The organism is Roseobacter sp., assembly GCF_045106495.1.
Lineage (GTDB): Bacteria > Pseudomonadota > Alphaproteobacteria > Rhodobacterales > Rhodobacteraceae > Roseobacter.
The window spans coordinates 13,639-31,658 of the sequence record NZ_JBGCEQ010000059.1 but is presented as its reverse complement, the minus strand read 5'-3'; the positions used below and the strand labels follow the sequence as shown (position 1 = coordinate 31,658).

Annotated in this window: 12 protein-coding genes; 7 read left to right on the top strand and 5 right to left on the bottom strand. The window is 52.9% G+C overall.

Annotated elements, in window-relative coordinates:
• A partial coding sequence (locus tag AB8B75_RS21715) for an ATP-binding protein (RefSeq protein ID WP_405365257.1) occupies window positions 1-2,565 on the top strand: 2,565 nt, incomplete at its 5' end.
• Window positions 2,566-2,704: 139 nt separating this feature from the next.
• On the opposite strand, the gene AB8B75_RS21710 is transcribed toward AB8B75_RS21715, so the two are convergent.
• Both AB8B75_RS21710 and AB8B75_RS21705 read right to left on the bottom strand, forming a co-directional pair.
• The gene (locus AB8B75_RS21710; protein ID WP_405365255.1) at window positions 2,705-3,901 is read right to left on the bottom strand and encodes an SMP-30/gluconolactonase/LRE family protein; all 1,197 of its coding nucleotides are present in this window, start codon (window positions 3,899-3,901) and stop codon (window positions 2,705-2,707) included.
• 276 nt (window positions 3,902-4,177) lie between these two features.
• A complete protein-coding gene (locus AB8B75_RS21705; RefSeq protein WP_405365253.1) occupies window positions 4,178-5,170 on the bottom strand; it encodes an alpha/beta hydrolase family protein in 993 nt (330 codons plus the stop codon).
• A 516-nt stretch (window positions 5,171-5,686) separates the two neighbouring features.
• On the opposite strand from AB8B75_RS21705, the gene AB8B75_RS21700 reads away from it, so the two are divergent.
• The 4 genes from AB8B75_RS21700 to AB8B75_RS21685 all read left to right on the top strand — a co-directional run bounded on the left by AB8B75_RS21700 (window position 5,687) and on the right by AB8B75_RS21685 (window position 10,700).
• Window positions 5,687-6,658 (top strand): Bug family tripartite tricarboxylate transporter substrate binding protein, encoded by a 972-nt coding sequence (locus tag AB8B75_RS21700; RefSeq protein WP_405365252.1) that lies wholly within the window; start codon window positions 5,687-5,689, stop codon window positions 6,656-6,658.
• A 42-nt stretch (window positions 6,659-6,700) separates the two neighbouring features.
• Complete coding sequence (locus AB8B75_RS21695) at window positions 6,701-7,204, top strand: tripartite tricarboxylate transporter TctB family protein (protein WP_405365250.1); 504 nt, start codon at window positions 6,701-6,703, stop codon at window positions 7,202-7,204.
• A gap of 35 nt (window positions 7,205-7,239) precedes the next feature.
• Window positions 7,240-8,745, top strand: a complete 1,506-nt coding sequence (locus AB8B75_RS21690; protein ID WP_405365248.1) for a tripartite tricarboxylate transporter permease — start codon at window positions 7,240-7,242, stop codon at window positions 8,743-8,745.
• A 278-nt stretch (window positions 8,746-9,023) separates the two neighbouring features.
• Window positions 9,024-10,700 carry a Na/Pi cotransporter family protein gene (locus AB8B75_RS21685; RefSeq protein WP_405365246.1) on the top strand — a complete coding sequence of 559 codons (1,677 nt, stop codon included), beginning with the start codon at window positions 9,024-9,026 and terminating at the stop codon, window positions 10,698-10,700.
• A 56-nt stretch (window positions 10,701-10,756) separates the two neighbouring features.
• Here the strand turns inward: AB8B75_RS21685 and AB8B75_RS21680 are convergent, their stop codons facing one another.
• The 3 genes from AB8B75_RS21680 to AB8B75_RS21670 all read right to left on the bottom strand — a co-directional run bounded on the left by AB8B75_RS21680 (window position 10,757) and on the right by AB8B75_RS21670 (window position 14,237).
• Window positions 10,757-11,497: an SDR family NAD(P)-dependent oxidoreductase gene (locus tag AB8B75_RS21680; protein ID WP_405365244.1), complete on the bottom strand. Its 741-nt coding sequence runs from the start codon at window positions 11,495-11,497 to the stop codon at window positions 10,757-10,759.
• A 208-nt stretch (window positions 11,498-11,705) separates the two neighbouring features.
• Window positions 11,706-12,947, bottom strand: a complete 1,242-nt coding sequence (locus AB8B75_RS21675) for a cation:proton antiporter (RefSeq protein WP_405365242.1) — start codon at window positions 12,945-12,947, stop codon at window positions 11,706-11,708.
• A 357-nt stretch (window positions 12,948-13,304) separates the two neighbouring features.
• Window positions 13,305-14,237, bottom strand: a complete 933-nt coding sequence (locus tag AB8B75_RS21670; protein WP_405365240.1) for a LysR family transcriptional regulator — start codon at window positions 14,235-14,237, stop codon at window positions 13,305-13,307.
• A 124-nt stretch (window positions 14,238-14,361) separates the two neighbouring features.
• Between AB8B75_RS21670 and AB8B75_RS21665 the strand changes: the two genes are divergently transcribed.
• Together AB8B75_RS21665 and AB8B75_RS21660 are read left to right on the top strand one after the other, a co-directional pair.
• Window positions 14,362-16,041, top strand: coding sequence for a BCCT family transporter (locus AB8B75_RS21665; protein ID WP_405365238.1), 1,680 nt, complete (start codon window positions 14,362-14,364; stop codon window positions 16,039-16,041).
• Window positions 16,042-16,658: 617 nt separating this feature from the next.
• Window positions 16,659-17,879, top strand: a complete 1,221-nt coding sequence (locus tag AB8B75_RS21660) for a hypothetical protein (protein ID WP_405365236.1) — start codon at window positions 16,659-16,661, stop codon at window positions 17,877-17,879.
• The last annotated feature ends 141 nt before the right edge of the window (window positions 17,880-18,020 follow it).

Below are 18,020 nucleotides of genomic sequence, written 5' to 3'. Positions count from 1 at the left end.
GATTTTTCGACCGACAGCTCTAGAGTTGGGCAGCGATTGCGTCAGATTGGGCTGGACAACAAAGCCTCGCAGCAACCGCAGATGACCTGGGCGCTTTATCCCGGAGAAGAGCCGGTAACAGTCACCGTGCGCTGTCAGTCGGTCCTGCTTGAGCAGAAGACCGACGCAGTACTCGTTGAGGTCATCAGCGAACGGGATGCCTTTGTTGACATAGAATCCTCAAGACTGGACGAGGCCGTTCACTACTCGGGCGTGATGCTCAGCATGTTTTCCAAATCTGGTGAACTGTTGACGCAGAACGCAGCAGCTTTTGAATGCTATGGCCCCGCCAAAGGTGACATCCGCGATCTGGAGAACAGGTTGATCGATCCCGACGTGGTGGGCCAACTATTCGAGACTTTGGCGCGTTCTGGTGCTTTTGATGCGGAACTCGAGGTTCGCACCAGCACCGGGTTCAAGACGCACCGCGTAAAGGCGCGCTGGGGAAGAGATCCGGCCACGGGCAACAAGGTGGCGGTTTTAAGCGAAGATGACATGTCAGATATTGTCCGATTGCGGTCCGAGCTATCTGAACTTAATGCACATCTGGAAGAGCGTGTCCTCGAGCGCAGCAAAAGTCTGAAAATCAGCGAAGAACGATTTTCTCTGGCCATGCAGGGTGCCAACGATGGATTGTGGGATCGCAATTTGGAGAATGGCGAGATCTATTTCTCGCCCCGTTGGTTGGAAATACTCGGATTTGAACCAGATGATCCTGTCCCGAGTATCGACTCCATTCTCTCGCTTATTCATCCAGATGACCGGGAGGATGTTGAAGCCACGATGATCGCTCCCGAACCCAATGGAACCGCCGCGACAAGTGCGGAATTCCGCATACGGCACAAAGAGGGTCATTGGGTCGATATCCTGTCTCGGGAATTCTTGGTGGTTCGGGATGGAAAAGTTGCTCGGATCGTTGGTACTTATGTCGATATTACGGAGCGCAAGCGGAGTGAACGCTCCCTTCGGCGCCTCAAGGAAATTTTGTTCGAAGGTAGTGAAGCGCTTCCGCTTGGCGTGGCTTACTATGATCAGGATTTCAGACTGGTCATGAACAACTCGTTCTACACATCGATGCTTCCGGTCAGCGCGCATCTTCTGGAACGTGGCGTTTCCTTTGAGGAGATTATACGGAATACGGCTGACTACATGGCGCCGCAATTCGGCTACGACGATCCCGAGAAATATGTTCAAGACCGGATCAAATCGGGCCGGAGCAAACCCCAAAAGTGGGTGCATGAACAATCAACGGGTCGCACCATTATCGCGACTGAAATTCCTACTAGCGGCAACGGCATGATTTCAATGATTGAAGATGTCACGCATGAGAGAGCCCAGCAGAAGAAACTGCAGCAGGCCCAGAAAATGGAAGCCATTGGGCAACTGACCGGTGGCGTGGCGCATGATTTCAACAATCTCATGGCTGTAATTATGGGCAATCTCGAGTTGCTCCAATGTGATATCGGTACAGAGCGCTTTGATGTGAATGAAAGCAATATGTTGATTGATGCGGCAATCGAGGCCGTCAAGCACGGCGCCGACTTGACCAACAGCATGCTGGCTTATGCGCGCAAGGCGCGGCTCGAACCTTCGGTTTTAGACATCAACGAGACGGTCCGCGGAACAGAACGTTGGATGCGGCGCACCATTCGCTCGAACATCCATATCGAAACGGTTCTGCAGGCCGGAGTTTGGCCGATCAAAGTTGATCAGAGTTCGCTGCAGAGTGCATTGGTTAACCTGATACTGAATGCGCGCGATTCAATTGATGGCAGCGGCAAGTTGACCATTGAGACCGCGAATTTGCGTATCGACGAAACCTATCTCGAAAGCCGATCCGAGAACATTCCGGTGGGCCGCTACGTCATGGTTGCAATATCCGATAGCGGACGCGGCATCGCGCCAGACGTGATTGATCACATTTACGATCCGTTTTTCACGACCAAATCTGTTGGCAAGGGGACAGGTCTTGGTCTTTCGATGGTAGATGGGTTTGTCAGACAATCCGGCGGGACCGTGCAAGTCTATTCGGAGCCGGGGGAGGGCACGAGTTTCAAACTCTATTTTCCAGCGCTCCCGCAAAATAAGGCCATGACGCGAACCGAACCCGCATCATCGCGATCAGACACAAGCATGCAGGGCGCGCGTCCGCGCCTGCTGATTGCAGAGGACAAACTCGAGGTCATGGCGGTTTTGGAAAAGACGCTTGTCATGGCGGGTTACGACGTGACCACAGCCATCACCGGGGACATCGCCTATGCCGTTTTCAAGGCGGATCCCAGCTTTGATGCTGTCCTGACCGATATCGTCATGCCCGGCCGGTTGCAAGGCCCCGAATTTGCAAAGGAGTGTCGCTTGTTAAGGCCTGATGTGCCTTTCATTTTCTTGTCTGGCTATGCATCGGAGGCGACGGTTCATGGCAACGGTCTTTTGCCGGAAGACATTCGCCTGATGAAACCTGTCTCACGGCATGACCTGTTGAGCGCAGTTGAAAAATGCCTGAAAGTCAGTCGCAGCAAGGACTGAACGCAGTCTTTGCATAGATGGGTGCGGCGATGGTTCACAAGGGCAGTGCTCGGATTCCTTTTGCCCAGAGACCGTGTGCCGCCTGTGACAATTGCGTCTCGGGTTCCGACGCGCCAACACTGGCGCGCCGGGAAAGCTGTTATGCAGGTCCGGCGCCCTGCGTGCCGACATAGACGGAATAGATGGATTGGCTTGCAGCCATGAATAACCTGTTCCGTTTTGGGCCGCCGAAACAGACGTTGCCGCAAATCTCCGGAATACGGATCCGCCCCAGCAGTGTGCCATCTGGCGCCCAGACAGTGACGCCGGAATAACCGACATTGCGACCGGCATTGGAAGAGGCCCAAACGTTGCCTGCCACGTCGCAACGCACGCCATCGGGTCCACATTTTACATCGTCCACCATGCATTCGGTGAAGACGCGCCGGTTGCTCAGCGTCATGTCGTCATTCACATCAAAAGCGATGATGTTGCCTTGGCCACCAGGACCGGTATCGCCCGGACCTTTGCCAGTTGAAGCCACATAGAGCGTTTTATAGTCTGGCGAAAAGCAAAGGCCGTTGGGATCTGGCGCGTCTTCTTCCGAAGCGACGCGGGTCACATTTCCGTCCGTGTCAACCCTGTAACAAGCGGTCTCCATTTCCCGTACGGCGTCGCCGATTTCCGGAGGCTGACCCAGCCGGTTGTTGAGCAGACCTTCCGGATTTGTCGGTCCGCCCGGCGCATCAGGTGCGCCTTCGTAAAGTTGGCCGCCATAGGGTGGATCAGTGAACCAATAGCTTCCATCAGGATGCGCCACGATGTCGTTGGGCGAATTAAAGCGTTTGCCATCAAATCGATCGGCCAGAATGGTGGTTGCGCCATCGTTTTCATATCGTACGACGCGGCGGGTCAGGTGTTCTGCACTCAGTTGGCGACCGTGAAAATCAAAACTGTTTCCGTTCGAATTGTTGCTGGGCGAGCGGAATTCAGAGACATGACCATCATCTTCCAACCACCGCATTTGTCGGTTGTTTGGAATGTCGGACCACACAAGATAGCGCCCCTGTGCATTCCAGGCCGGGCCCTCCGCCCAAAGCGCGCCGGTCCAGAGCCGTTGGATTGGTGCATTTGGTTGCATCACACCCCAAAACCGATCATCCGCAGCAATCACATCGGGATCCCAGAAATAGACATTGGGGTCGGCGCCAGGCCCGAAATCTCTGCGTGGCGACGTGATTGTACTTGGCGGCTCAACCGCACTGCTTTGCGCATTCACTGCACCCGTGGCCAGCGTGGCTGTCGCTGCGCTCATTGCGACAAGCGCTTGCCGTCGTGATAATTCTTGTTTTTTCAAAGCCGTATCCTCCCATGAATTACGTTCATACAAGGTAGGCGAGAATTTGCGCCTGAGAGCGGAAACTATTTTTCGCCCGTTCTGTTGGCGGTTATCCGCCAGTTGCCTGAAGAGAACATCAACCAAGTAATTTGCCGTTTTTTCGTATTGCGTTGACGGGCGACGTGTCGATTGGAATGTGAGCCGCCAAACGGACAAATCAGCCCTGAGTTTAGACTAGAATCTATACGTGATCGTATGGCAGGCCAGTCGGCAAAACCGATAAAAAACAACAGCTTACTTCAAATGTTCCAAAACGATACTCGTCGTACGTTTGTGCAGTTTCTTGCGATCGATAAGAGGGTGATCCGAAAAAATATCCAACTTCCCGACTAACGATCTGTCCGACGGGAATTCCAAAAACGAATAATGGCCCACATGCCGACCAAGCCCTTGATGGAGGAATTTTTCATTCTTTTGCAAAAGCCATGCTGCACAATGCTTGTTAGGTGCTTCGACATCTGCTCCGCCAGTGATGAGTAAAGCGGGTACATCCAATTCAGCCACTGAGTTTGTTGTAAAAGATCGGATGGGAGGCGCGGGGGCTATGGCAATGATTGATGTGATGCGTCTGTCTGTGACATCGTCGTCCCGGCGTGCCCATGACTGGCGGAACACAGAGGATGTGTCCAACAGCTTGGGAATATGATCCGCCACATCTGGGAATTCCTTTGGTCCCGTTGCTGCAGAGCCGTTTGTTCTGCACCATGCGTCAAAATTTGACATCGACGTGCGCGCGCCCGCCGTGGTCATTGCGGTATGAGCCCCAAGAGAAAAACCGACAACGGAGGTGCGGCAGACATCCAATCGACCGGCAAAAGGGCCTTCTGTCGCGAGCGACGTCAGCAGGTGGGACAAATCAGTGGCCCGTTCCCACCAACACAGAAACCCCTGCGGCAAATATGCCTCCACGCCACTGTTGCCATGGTGGTTGGCGCCAATGACCACATATCCCGCGAGGGCAAGAGCGCGTGCCAACCACCCCAAGCTTTCAGCTGTGCCGCCGGTGCCATGCGACAGCAAAACTACGTGCAATTGGCCACCCGGGATGAGCGGTGCATCATGTACAACGGACCCCATATTGAAGAAGGCTTCTGTCACAGGAACTGCAACGTCGCTTTCCGGACATGGATACCAGGCTGACCAGGCCATAGGGCGGTCGCCGGTGTTGTGCCAGTTTGGGCGGGTCGGATCGAAAACGATGCCCGTACGATATCCACATGCTACCATCTGTTTCACCTTTGCGGGCGACGATCTGGAAAATTTTGAAAAATTTCAACAGATTATTCTGTCGGGTGATTTTACTGAGGCGATCTCCGAGATTCGGGTTCTTTAGTCTCGGGCCTAGTGGTGATCGATGAATTGGGTGTGGACGCAGTCAGTTTATGCCGCATGAAATCGGGTGGCGATCGTGGAATTGAATACAAGATTTGGGCGCGGATTACCGATTTTCGAAGCCGCAAACCTTCATTCTTCTCTATTGCATAGGGTTGTTGAAAACGCAGCCAGCATCTGGCGGAAGAACAACAAAAACCAAGAATTTAGCGCGAAACACAGTGAGCGAATACATGCAATCCGGTCATCTTTAGGAGGTGGATCCCGCAATACTTGAACATAAAAAATTCAGTACGTAATAAAATAATAATTGAAATACACTTTGCGCAATATAGTTACTCTTTCAATAGAAGTGCTGGGCGCCGTCGACAGGGAGACGGCTCTCAAAATTCAAGTTGGAGGAGGACAATTATGCAGATGATGAAACGAAGCTTACTGGGCATGGCCGTTGCAGGTCTCTTGGCGGCAGCTCCTGGCTTTACTTGGGCGGAGGGATGGAAACCACGAAAACCAATTGATTTTGCGATCATGGCCGGCCCGGGTGGGGGCGCTGACCAAATCGCCCGCTTCATCCAGTCTGTCGCAGAAAAGAAAGACCTGACCAACCGACCGTTGGTACCAAACAACAAAGGCGGTGGATCGGGTGCTGAGGCCCTGATCCACGTCAAAGGTGCAAATGACCCGGACCATACGATCCTTGTGACCCTGAATTCCTTTTTCACCACCCCATTGCGCCAAGAAAACCTTGGCATCGATGTTCAGACCTTCACGCCAATCGCCATGATGGGCGTCGATCCATTTGTATTGTGGGTGCACAAGGATGACGGGATCACTACTTTTGAAGAGTACGTAGACAAAGTGAAGTCCATGGATGGTGAATTTGTCATGGGCGGCACAGGGCAGGGACAAGAGGATTCCATTGTCATTGCCTATATGTCTGATGTCTACGATCTGGATATCAAATACATCCCTTACAGCGGCGGTGGTGCCGTGGCCAAGGATTTGGCGGGCAAGCAGATCATGGCGACTGTGAACAATCCCGCTGAAGCGAAAGGTTTCTATGAAGCTGGTGATTTCGTCCCGCTTTTGGCGTTTTCAGATGAACGTATGCCAGCCTTTCCCGATGTTCCGACCATCAAGGAAAAAGGGCATGATTTCTCCTATTATAATCAGCGTGCGGTCGTAGGGGCGCCCGGTATGTCGCCAGAAGCTGCGGCCTACTATCAGGATGTTTTCACGCAAATTTTCGAAAGCGATGACTGGCAGGGTTACCTGACATCCGAGAGCTTGTCCCCTTTATGGATGAATGCGTCAGAGCAGCAGGAGTACTGGGGTCTGCAAGTCGAAAATCACAAAAAACTGTTGGCTGCGCTGGACGAATAAGTCCGGCACTGCCACTGAACGAAGATTAGGAACGAGGGCCAGATGCGTATCGGTGAAATCACAACCGCGGGCATCTTGGCCCTCTTCTCGCTTTACTTGATGTGGAAAAGTACAGAACTCCCCGTCGGATATATCCAAGGGCAGGGGCCTGGTGGGGGAGCTTGGCCATTTTGGCTGTCGGCAATCATGCTGGTGTGCTGCGGCATGACCGCCCTGAAATGGTGGCGCCGGGCGAGCCCACAATCTCGGTCAGATGCGCCGGTTCTGGATACTCAGGGCTGGAAAACGTTCATTTTTGTGGGTGGTGCGGTTGTTCTATTGGTTGCGCTGGTCAACGTCATTTCCATGTACGGCGCGATTGCGCTTTTTCTTTTCTACTACTCGAAATTTCTTGGTCGGCACGGCTGGGGACTCAGCCTGTCACTGGCATTGATCACACCTGTGGCATTTTTCTTTTTCTTTGAGGGCGCAATGCGGATCACGATGCCAACAGGCCTGCCGTTTACGGACCCGGTTTTCAACGTGCTCTACGAAATTATCTACTGATCACTTTGAACATTTACTGAGGGAATCTGCTGACCATGGAAGTCTTGGCTCTCTTGATTGACGGTATGCTTCTGGCTTTGCAACCGCTGAACCTCACCATGATCGTCATCGGTGTCAGCGTGGGTCTTTTGATCGGCGCGATGCCGGGATTGGGATCGGTGCATGGCGTGGCTATTCTGTTACCTGTTACATTCTTGGTGCCGCCCGGATCAGCCATTATTTTCCTTGCCGCGATCTACTACGGGGCCATGTACGGAGGCGCGATCTCTTCAATCACCCTCGGTATCCCGGGCGCGTCCACTGCTGTTGCCACAACCTTTGACGGACGTCCCTTGGCAAAACAAGGCAGGGCCAGTCTGGCCTTGGTAACGGCGGCGCTGGCCTCCTTTGTAGGTGGCACGGTTGCAAACGTGCTCTTTACGCTGTTTGCGCCAGCTTTGGCATCCGTTGCCCTGTCATTCGGCCCGCCCGAGGTTTTCGCCTTAATGCTCTTAGCCTTTGCGACCTTTGTAGGACTGGGCGGAGACGACATCCCGAAAACCGTTTTTTCCATCTGCTTTGGCCTCGTGTTAGGCGCTGTCGGCTTCGATCAGATCTCTGGCGCTCCACGGCTGGTACTTTTCGAGATGAACGGCTTTTTGCAGGGTATTGGTTTTCTTGTTCTTGCCATCGGCGTCTACGGCATCGGCGAAATGCTCTGGACCATTGAGCAGTCTCGCGGCGAGGTCACGAAAACCACACCCAAAATGACCATCAAGGGTATGAGCGCAGACGCAAAGGAAGCAACCAAACGCGGGTGGAAGGGCACAATGATCGGGTCATTCCTGGGGTTCTTTGTGGGCGTGTTGCCTGCCGCCGGTGCCACGCCGGGTTCGCTGATGTCCTACGGTGTGGCCAAAATGATGTCGCGGGTTCCAGAGAGCTTTGGCAAAGGCAACCCGGACGGCGTTGCCGCGCCCGAAGCCGCCAACAATTCCGCCTCGACCGGATCCATGTTGCCGATGCTGACCTTGGGCATTCCCGGCTCACCCACCACTGCGATTTTGCTGGGCGGCATGGTGATCTGGGGTCTGGTGCCAGGGCCGCGCCTGTTTGTGGACGAAACCGAATTTGTCTGGGGTTTGATCGGGTCATTCTATGTATCCAACATGGCGGCCGTGCTTATCAATCTCGCATTCATTCCGTTGTTCATCTGGATGCTGCGCATGCCTTTTACGGTGCTGGCACCCATGATATTTGTTCTATCGATTGTCGGTGGATACGCAGCAACGCGTGATATGTTCGACATTTGGTTGATGGTGATCTTTGGCATAGGTGCGTTTTTTCTTCGCAAATTTGACTATCCGCTGGCACCTGCGGTCTTGGCGATTGTGCTCGGTCCTATCGCCGAACCGACGCTGCGACAGTCGTTGCTTTTGTCTTCTGGTGATCCCGCTATCTTTTTTACCCGTCCCGTTGCCGGACCAATTACGATTGTCGCTTTGATCCTGATTTTCCTGCCTGCGTTTAAACTTCTCCGCCCCAAACGCCAAACGGCCTGATACAGCAGGGCGCGTTTGAAAGTGTGGACATGTCGCGTTCGGTTTTGGACAACCTGAATGCGACCGGACCTTTTCGGGGTGCCAAGTCACTGGGCGTATGTGAATCTGAGCAACTGAATTACCAAAGAATCTTGTTTTGTCAGCGATTGGTTGGTTCATGACCATTTCAATGGCTCACATTTCGATTTCCCTTATAAGTAGATTTTTTAAGCTGTTATTTTCCAAATGAAATGACATAAGTTGAACAGTCCCTGTTATGTCGTTGCTCAGAAGGGTGCGTGTTGGAACATCCCAATATCCTGCTATTCGTGCTCCAAGTTGCTGGCGCCGCGTCGCTGTTGATCTGGTCAGTGCGTCTTGTCAGAACCGGTGTGGAGCGCGCGCTTTCCGTTCAGCTGCGACGTTGGTTGCGGCGATCCGCGAAAAGCCGGTTGATGGCAGCACTCACCGGCACAGGTGCAGCCATTTTATTACAAAGTTCAACTGCCGTCGCGATATTGGTCTCCAATTTTGTGTCCAAGGGCAGCATCGCCATTCCAGTGGGCCTCGCGATCCTGATCGGCGCAGACGTCGGATCCGCAATCGTTGCTCAGCTTTTACTGGTGCAGCAGACCTTCCTGATCCCACTTCTCCTCGTGATTGGCGTTGCACTGTTTTTACGCAGCTCAAATGGTAACAGAAGGCAGGTCGGACGTATTCTGATCGGACTTTCGCTGATTTTTGTGTCACTTGATATGATCCGTAGTTCTGCCGAACCGTTGATTGACAGTCCGGGCACGGTGGCCGCCATGCAATACCTCGGAACCGATGCGATGACTGCCTTTTTCATTGGTGCTGTCTTCGCATGGGTCGTGCATTCAAGCGTCGCAGCCGTCTTGTTGTTTGTGACTCTTGTGGCGCAAGGCCTTTTACCTGCCACCGGCGCTGCCGCGATGGTGTTAGGCGCCAATCTGGGTGGTGCGTTCATCGCTTATGTACTCACGCTTTCAGCGCCCACGCCTGCCCGCCAGATGGTGCTGGCCAATCTGATCTTGCGCGGCGGCGGCGCGGTGATCGCGTTGATTGTCCTGACGCGTTTGGATCAGCCATTGATTTGGTTGGGGGGAGATGATGCACAACAAACCATCAACTTGCATCTGGCTTTCAATTTTTGCCTCGTGTTTTTTGTGATGCCTGTGCTTGGTCCGATGGCAAAACTGGCGGAGGCGCTGCTGCCTGAAAAAACCGACCCGATGGAAGGTTTGGATGGCTCCTATGTTTTAGAGACGGCCTCGCTTGAAAACCCAGAGCGTGCGCTCACTGTAGCTACCCGCGAAGTATTGAATGTGGGCGAGACGATTGAAACCATGTTGCGTGCCGTGGGGCCTTTGTATCAGGTCTGGGACGCGGGTTTTGCGCAAGCGATCCACGAGAAACACAAGCAAGTGCAAGCGCGCCACCAGGCTCTGAAGTTGTTTTTGGCACAACTCAACCGCGAAGATGGGCTGGATGAGTATGAAAGTCAGAGATCACACGATCTGGCCAACATCGCCGCCAATCTGGATGCGGCGTCAGACGCAATTTCGCGAAATCTCATAGATCTCGCAAGGCGGTTGAATGCGCAAGGCGTGGCATTCTCAGACCAGGGCGCGCTCGAAATAGAAGATTTTCACGACCGGGTGTTAACCAACGTGCAGCTGGGGCTCAATGTCTTGATGACCCAGAACCCGGATGCGGCGCGCGAATTGGTGGCCGCCAAGGAAAAGGTGCGTTCCGTTGAGCAAGATCTACAGAAGGAACATCTGGGGCGTTTGCGTCAAGGGCTGGTGGAAAGCATCGAAACCAGCAGTATCCATCAGGAAACCCTGCGCACACTCAAACAGATCAATACTTCATTCTCGATGATCGGATATCCCATTTTGTCAGAATCCGGCGACCTTCTGGCGAGTAGATTGACCGGGGGTGCAGGCGAATAACGCAGCGATGAAGGAGTGCGAGAAAGCACTTTTCACCTGATCGCCAACTCGCGCAATCAATAGGTCGCGCGACCACCTGACAAGTCAAAAACTGATCCGGTCGTAAAACTGTTTTCCCGGCTTACCAGCCAGCAGATCATTGCGGCGGCCTCGTTCAGTTCCAAAAACCGCCCACGCGGTATTTTGGACAACATGAAATCGATATGCTCCTGGCTCATCTGGTCAAAAATGCGGGTTTTTGCGGCGGCGGGCGTCACGCAGTTAACGGCGATGTCCTTGCCTGCAAGCTCTTTGCCCAATGATTTCGTCAAACCTATGACAGCAGCCTTCGAAGCGGAATAGGCGCTGGCATTCGGGTTGCCTTCCTTGCCCGCAACCGAGGCAATGTTCAGGATCCGCCCGTAATTCTGGGCGATCATTGTTGGTACGACGGCCTTGTTAACGTGAAAGGTACCCAAAAGATTTATCTCGGTGATGCGTTTGAACTCGTCGACAGGGTAGTCTGCCAAAGGTGCGTTGGATCCTGCAATGCCTGCAGAATTGACACAAATGTCCGCCCGTTTAGCGATCTCTTTGGTGTGCTGCATGGCTTCGGATACGCTCTTCCAGTCGGAAACATCGACATGACATGCAAAGGCGTCCTGACCGATGTCACGCGCTGTCGTCTCGGCCAAAGCCATATCCATGTCCCAGATGGCAAGCCGAGCGCCACTGCGTGCCAATTGCTCTGCAACAGCGCGTCCGATGCCCTGAGCGCCGCCCGTTACAATCGCTACCTGATCGGCAAAATCTTTCATGCTTTTAGTGCCTTTCCAAAAGTGTTGACGTGACCCGGCGGATGTATGGCGCAATATGCACACGGCTGGGGGACCGACGAATTTCGATATTAATGCGACTGTGGTGCGATCTGCGCGCCAGTTCAATGACCAGTTTGCCCTATTTGCTGGTCCGCGCTGTCACGCGCTTTTCAAATCCTTCCTTGTGTTGCGGTGATCACGGAACTTGTCACCTTTGGGAAACTGGTGCTTCCGGGTCGCGCGCTGCATCTTCAACGCTCGGATCTTCTTTGGTCCTTTCGCCGTATCGTCGGGCGGCCGGGGCGGCGCTCAACCCGTGCAAAAGTGCGCTGATCCACACAGCGTTAATCGCAATGTGCAGAACCGGCTCGCCAAATTCATGCGGAATGTCCTCTGCGATCATCAAGGCAAACAATGCAGTTGCCAACCCTCTGGGGCCAAACCATCCGAAGAAGAGGCGGGTCAGTGGGGTCGCATCTGTACCGATCAGAGAAATCCATACGGCAAGCGGTCGCACGACAAAAAGACTGAGAAGAATAAAGCCAAAAACCGGCCAGGTCAGATGGGTGATGGCTTCTGGCACCATCGCGGCGCCCAAGAGCAAGAATGCGGCCCATGCCAATAATTGCCCTTCGCTTTCGGTGAATTCATAGACAAATTTGCAAGCTCCCTTGACCACTCCGCCGAAGGCCAACCCTGCGACAAATGCAGAAACGAACCCATTGCCGCCCAGCAAGACTGCCGCGAGATAGGCCGCACCCGCAAGCGCAATGGCTCCGATGCCTTCGTAAACCTCGGAGGTGGTCATGAAGGCCTTGGAGCGGAGCAGCGCCCATCCCCCTGTGGCCCCTATCGCAGCTCCCACAAGAGTGCCCAGAATGATCTGTTTTGCGCCGAAGATCAGCCAGGCACCTTGTCCAATGGACGTGGTTTCGGCCGCGGTTACGCTTGCGAAAAACAGGATAATGGGCAAGGCCAAGCCGTCGTTAAGTCCACTTTCGACCGTCAACGCGCGCCGTTGACGTATGGGTACATTTGGATTGGTGACGACTGCCTGCCCAAGTGCCGCATCCGTGGGCGACAAGATAGCCGCAAGGAGCGCCAGTGCGGCCAATGGCCAGGCGGGAAACAACAACAGGCCAGCGAGACAACCCAGGACAATGGAGATTGGCAAGCCGATCAGGAGCATGCGAGAGGGCCACACATGACGTTTGCGCAATGCGACAAGATCGATTTGCGCGGCATCGAGAAACAGCAAAATGACCAGAGCAATTTCGGCCACCGGGTGCAGCAGGCTGTGCGCATTGCTATCTGATAAAAGGCCTGACAGCGATAAGACGAGCCCGAGGGTCAGGAAAATCATGGGCGCGGTGATGATGGTCGATGCCATTCGATGCGCGACCATCGTGAAACCCGCGGTCACAAGGCAGATGATTAGAAATCCAGTCACATGTCGCCGTCCCTTTGCGATACCGCGATTCTTTTGACGTATCTGCGGTGTAAGTCCCGTCCCCTGATCCTTTGATTACCTTCTTCTTAATGCAACCGGAAAATTGTCACTTGCGATTTGCGACGTAAGTAGAGGGAAAGTTCGGAATGGGCTTTGGGAAACTCTTTCTTCGGGTCAGACAAATGCCTTTCGTTGCGTTTTGATGATATCGGTATCGAATTTCCTATCGCAACGAAGATTGATTTGGATGAAGGGTGCGCAAGCGCAATGTTTGAAAAACCGAACGGAAATTGCCTTGTTACAGTCCTTTGGAAACTGAAGGCTTCCTTAGTGTCAAGGCTTAGGAATGTGGACGCTTTATGTTTGATCAAGATCGTGAAACGTCTTCAGGCATGAGATGAATTCTAGCGTCTTGCGGTCAGGCTCAGGTTTTTTGCGCGTAATCGCGGCGAATGTGCTGAAATATCTGGTTTCAGTCGGTGAAATCGGCCGCACGATGCCCTTTTGAAGGAAGGTTTCCGCTACATGATCGGCAAGAAACCCAAGGTAACGCCCGGACTGAATGAGCAATGACAGCGCTTCTTCTTCCTGAACGCGGGCGGCACGGGTAATTCCGAGGTTGTGCCCCGCCATCATGTTAGGAGAATTGAACGCGTAGCCCGCGTATTTGTGGTTAGACAGCTGGATGTTCTCGAGCGGTGTGTCAGGTGAGAGGTCAAAAAGCGGATGGCCCTCCCCACAGTAGAGTGTCATGCGTTCAGAATAGAGTGGCGCGTAGTCGAGCAGCGTTGAGTTGCGGTGAATAGGGATGACAGCCATGTGCAAGGTGCCTTCAATCACGCGCGCCTCCAATGAACTGGGCGGATCGAGCGCAATTTCCAGGGCAACATCAGGAGCAATTTCATCAAAGCGGCGAATGGCCTTGTGGATATTCGCGTTAGGATTGGTGGTGGATTGATCGAAAAGACCGATGCGCAACGTCCCGGTCAAAGTCGTGTGTATGTTGTCGACCTCTGACTGGAATCCATCAATGGAGGAAAGCAATTTTCGTGCGGCCACCAAAACCTGTTCCCCTTCGGGAGTCAGTGAGAAACCTGACGGACCGCGATTGCAGAGCTTCAAGCCGATCCTCATTTCCAGGTCAGAGATGTGTTTTGAAATTGTTGAACGGCCGATGTTCAGTTCGAATTCAGAGGCTGCAAAACCTCCACATTCCGTGACGATTATGAAAATCCTCACAAGACGAATGTCGACATCGCTGAGGCTGCGAATGAGTGCGCGTTTAGCCATCTAAAGTTTCCTTATAATGAAACTATACTCACCAATGTTGCAGCTTATCAAACACTGTGCGAGGTTTATGCTTATGAACACCAAGATCGCGCAGCGCGTGCGATTGCCAACAGGGAGAACAATAATGTCAATTAAACCTCCACTATCGGATCTGCCGATAAAAACCGCTGATAGCGGTTTCTATCGCGGATTCAGTGTGAATGTGACTGTTATCAGTAAAATCATCATCAGCATGCTTGTCGTTTGGTGTATCGTTTGGCCGACAGAAGCCGGCACCGTGCTGGGCGAATGGAACACGGCCATCCTTGCGCAATTCGCGGCTTGGTACATCTGGGTTGTAACTGCGTTTGTTATTGTGTGCATCGGCTTGGCCATTTGGCCGACGGCTGGGCGCCTGAACCTTGGGACGGATGGAGAAAAACCCGAATTCTCCAATTTCTCCTGGTTTTCCATGATGTTTGGCGCCGGGATCGGTGTTGGCATGTTGACCTGGGCGGTTGCTGAACCGGTCGCACACTTCAAAAACAACCCTTCGGTTATTCAGGGCCTGACCACGGCTCTTGATGTAGACAATGTGCGCACAGCCTATACTTGGTCCTATCTGCATTGGGGTCTCGGGGCTTGGGCGTGCTATGCGATTGCAGGTCTTGCGCTTGCATTTTTTAGCTACCGTCGCGGGTTGCCGTTGACGATCCGGTCCTCGCTGACACCGCTTTTTGGCAAATCCCTATCGGGACCATTGGGACATGTCATCGATATTGTCGCCGTGGTGGCAACAATTTTGGGCGTGGCGCAAACGCTTGGATTTGGTGTGGAGCAGTTTGTTGCAGGTCTGACGCGCATTGGTATCGGCGGTCTTGCATTAGAAGACGGATCCGCGACGACCTTGGGTATTGTTGTGGCCTTGTGTGTTATCATGGGCGCCTCAACGATGTCAGCGCTATCTGGTGTCGGTAAAGGCATCAAATGGCTTTCGAACATCAACATGGTCCTGTCGATCGTCTTGCTCGGGTTCTTCATTATTTTTGGGGCTACCTGGTTCGGTGCCATGGCGTTCTTCGTCGGCATCTGGGACTATCTCATTGCATTGCCATGGTTGAGTTTCAACGTTTACAGCTCTGATGGCGTTGAAGGTTCCGAAGCCTTCCTGCTGACGCAGTGGCAGGGCTGGTGGCCCGTGTTCTATTGGGCTTGGTGGATCGCATTCGCGCCTTTTGTCGGTCTATTTCTGGCGCGTATTTCGCGCGGTCGGACCATCCGTGAATTCGTGCTCGGTGCGATGATCGTGCCGTCGTTGATGTGCTTTGTCTGGTTTGCCTGGGCAGGTGGTACAGCGATTGATCTAGAACTCAACGGTGACGCTGGTGGCGTTATTCTTGACGCCGCCAATGGCGATAAGATCTTTGCGATGACAGAGTTCATGCTGGCGCCGATCGCACAGGCTCTGGCCTGGGGTATGGCGCTTCTGATCGTTGTTCTGCTGATGACGTTTCTCGTCACGTCTGCCGACTCGGCCGTGTTGATTGTGAACACCATCAACGCCGCAGGTGACGAAGGCCCAAAGGCCCGGCCGCACATTCTGTTCTGGGGCGCCGCATTGGCGTTTGTGGTTGGCGGTTTGCTGATCTCAGGTGGTACTGGGGCCATTCAGACCGCGATGGTGATCGGAGCGTTGCCATTCTCCGTCGTAATGGCTCTGATGTGCATCGCTCTAATCAAAGCGATTTGGAACGACGGTCGCCGCGAGGCTGCTGGGGTCGCTACGACGATCGATCCGGAAACTTCCATTATGCCTGCTGAGTAATCAGACAAAAAAACTTGCAACGGCCCCGGTAGTGAACCGGGGCCGTTTGCATTTTGCCTTATGCCCTTTCGGCTTACGTGCCAGTGTTGCGGAACGCGGGTCAGCAAGGGTTGCTGCCACTCTGCGGTCGCAAAAGACCGGAGCCGGTCAAGCAATACATTGAAAGATTTCAGCAAATAGTTGATTGGGCATTTGTTTGACATCACCCTGCGTTTTAACGCTTGCTAGCATTACGGGAGGTGGTGGAAATTCAATTCACATAAGGTTGTGTCGAATAGTACTTTTTATACAAGCACGATGGACAACTTTTCGCTTTTTGCAGGCGCTTCACAAGCCGGTGCGTCAGTAAATACTCAATGTGTTAAATTTGTGCAGTTAAGCGGAATAGCGCCCAGAGGATGAGACTCACACCACAAATACTTGAAGACATTGATAAAGTGGGCCACAAAATAATTTGTCGCTTTGCGGCCGTGGTGTAGTTTTTTGGCCACCAATTAACTTTTGGCCTCTGATAAACTACTCTTACAACTGTTTGTTTACCTCGGTGCCGATTTTCCATAAATCAACTAATCATCAACCAGATGCGTCTGTGCACGACACTTTTGAGGCCAAGTCTTATGTCTGAAATAGCGAATGAAATTTTGGATGAAACTCCTGCATCGACGGGCGATAGTCCAATCCGTCAAAACCCTTTGAATATGTCAGATTGGGAAAAAAGAGTATCCGAAGCCCGACTTCAGCGCGAGAAGGTATTGCTGAAGAGAGCCACCAAACCGAGTGCACAAAGCTTCAAACCCCGTAAACCTTTTCGTGAAACCACTGACGTGGATGAACTGACTAATGCCGATTTGAATGCGATGCATACTGACCATGGATTTTCCAATCAAGAATGCATCGGGGAGGCAACGCAGGAGAACCTGAACTGGTCGCATGAAACGCCCGAAGAACACTTGTCTGGTAACATTCAAAACCCGGTTATAAGCGAAGAGGGAGAGGGCAAAGCCCGTTTTCTTTCTTGGATACCGGGCGTTTTCAAATCCTCTGGCAATGAAAAGCCCTTTTCCTTGCTGGCCTGCAGCGCGGTCTTTGGTTTTGGATTTGGCCTGGGTATCGGAGTGATCGTTGCAGTCGGATGGTCTCTTTTTCCCGAGGAAACTTTGAACGCTGAGTTAATTGAACCGGTACTGCCAACACCGGAATTTCAGACGGCGTCGCAAGGCGCGCAGACTGTTTCGGTAGTTCAGACTCTTAACAGCAATGATCTTGGGGCGGGTGAACCGAATTTGCCGATCCCACAGAACAACTATGAAGCCACACCTGTGTTGGATTTGCCCATTATCGAGCCGGTCTATCATATTCCCATGTCCAACCAGGACAATTCGGATGTGATGCGCTCGCTTGTGTCGATGACTGTTCCGGAGACCGATGACTTAGTATTGTCCGGTGATCTGGTAAGCTCGTCTGTTTCTGAGCCAAAACCGAGTTTTTTCGTACATGCGCCTGAAAGCGTAACGGATCAGGCAATGAACGCTTACATCGCTCAGTTGGAAGACTTGGGTTACCCCATCTCTCGGATTGGTCGTGAGAGCTTTCGTGTATCGGCGACGCACTTGCGGTACTACAGTCCGGACAGTGCGGAAATTGCGCAATCGGTTGCGGCCAGCCTTGGCGTTAAAGCCAGAGATTTTTCACAAGATTCCAATAACTCAAGTCGCATAGAAGTCTGGTTGGCGGGAACCTCGCTTGAGGCTTTGAAAACTGAGGAAGTGGAAAAAGAAGAAGTCGATGACATAACGAATATTCTTTCAGAAATCGGGGTAGCCCAGGCGGTAGAGTAACGCAATCCCCTCGACCTTTGCGCTGGGTCAAGCAGAGTTGTCATTGCGCGAAAAACGCATTCTGTACCGGCCACCGCTCGCAATCGCCATGTTCATCTGTGGGGCACAGCCGTTTTTTTTGACAACTGAAGACGGGAGAGG

What these genes read in the sequence shown, in the direction of transcription:
- AB8B75_RS21660 (WP_405365236.1), top strand. Translation starts at nt 16,659, where the DNA reads ATGTCTGAAATAGCGAATGAAATTTTGGATGAAACTCCTGCATCGACG.
- AB8B75_RS21690 (WP_405365248.1), top strand. Translation starts at nt 7,240, where the DNA reads ATGGAAGTCTTGGCTCTCTTGATTGACGGTATGCTTCTGGCTTTGCAA.
- AB8B75_RS21665 (WP_405365238.1), top strand. Translation starts at nt 14,362, where the DNA reads ATGTCAATTAAACCTCCACTATCGGATCTGCCGATAAAAACCGCTGAT.
- AB8B75_RS21680 (WP_405365244.1), bottom strand. Translation starts at nt 11,497, where the DNA reads ATGAAAGATTTTGCCGATCAGGTAGCGATTGTAACGGGCGGCGCTCAG.
- AB8B75_RS21695 (WP_405365250.1), top strand. Translation starts at nt 6,701, where the DNA reads ATGCGTATCGGTGAAATCACAACCGCGGGCATCTTGGCCCTCTTCTCG.
- AB8B75_RS21700 (WP_405365252.1), top strand. Translation starts at nt 5,687, where the DNA reads ATGCAGATGATGAAACGAAGCTTACTGGGCATGGCCGTTGCAGGTCTC.
- AB8B75_RS21705 (WP_405365253.1), bottom strand. Translation starts at nt 5,170, where the DNA reads ATGGTAGCATGTGGATATCGTACGGGCATCGTTTTCGATCCGACCCGC.
- AB8B75_RS21670 (WP_405365240.1), bottom strand. Translation starts at nt 14,237, where the DNA reads ATGGCTAAACGCGCACTCATTCGCAGCCTCAGCGATGTCGACATTCGT.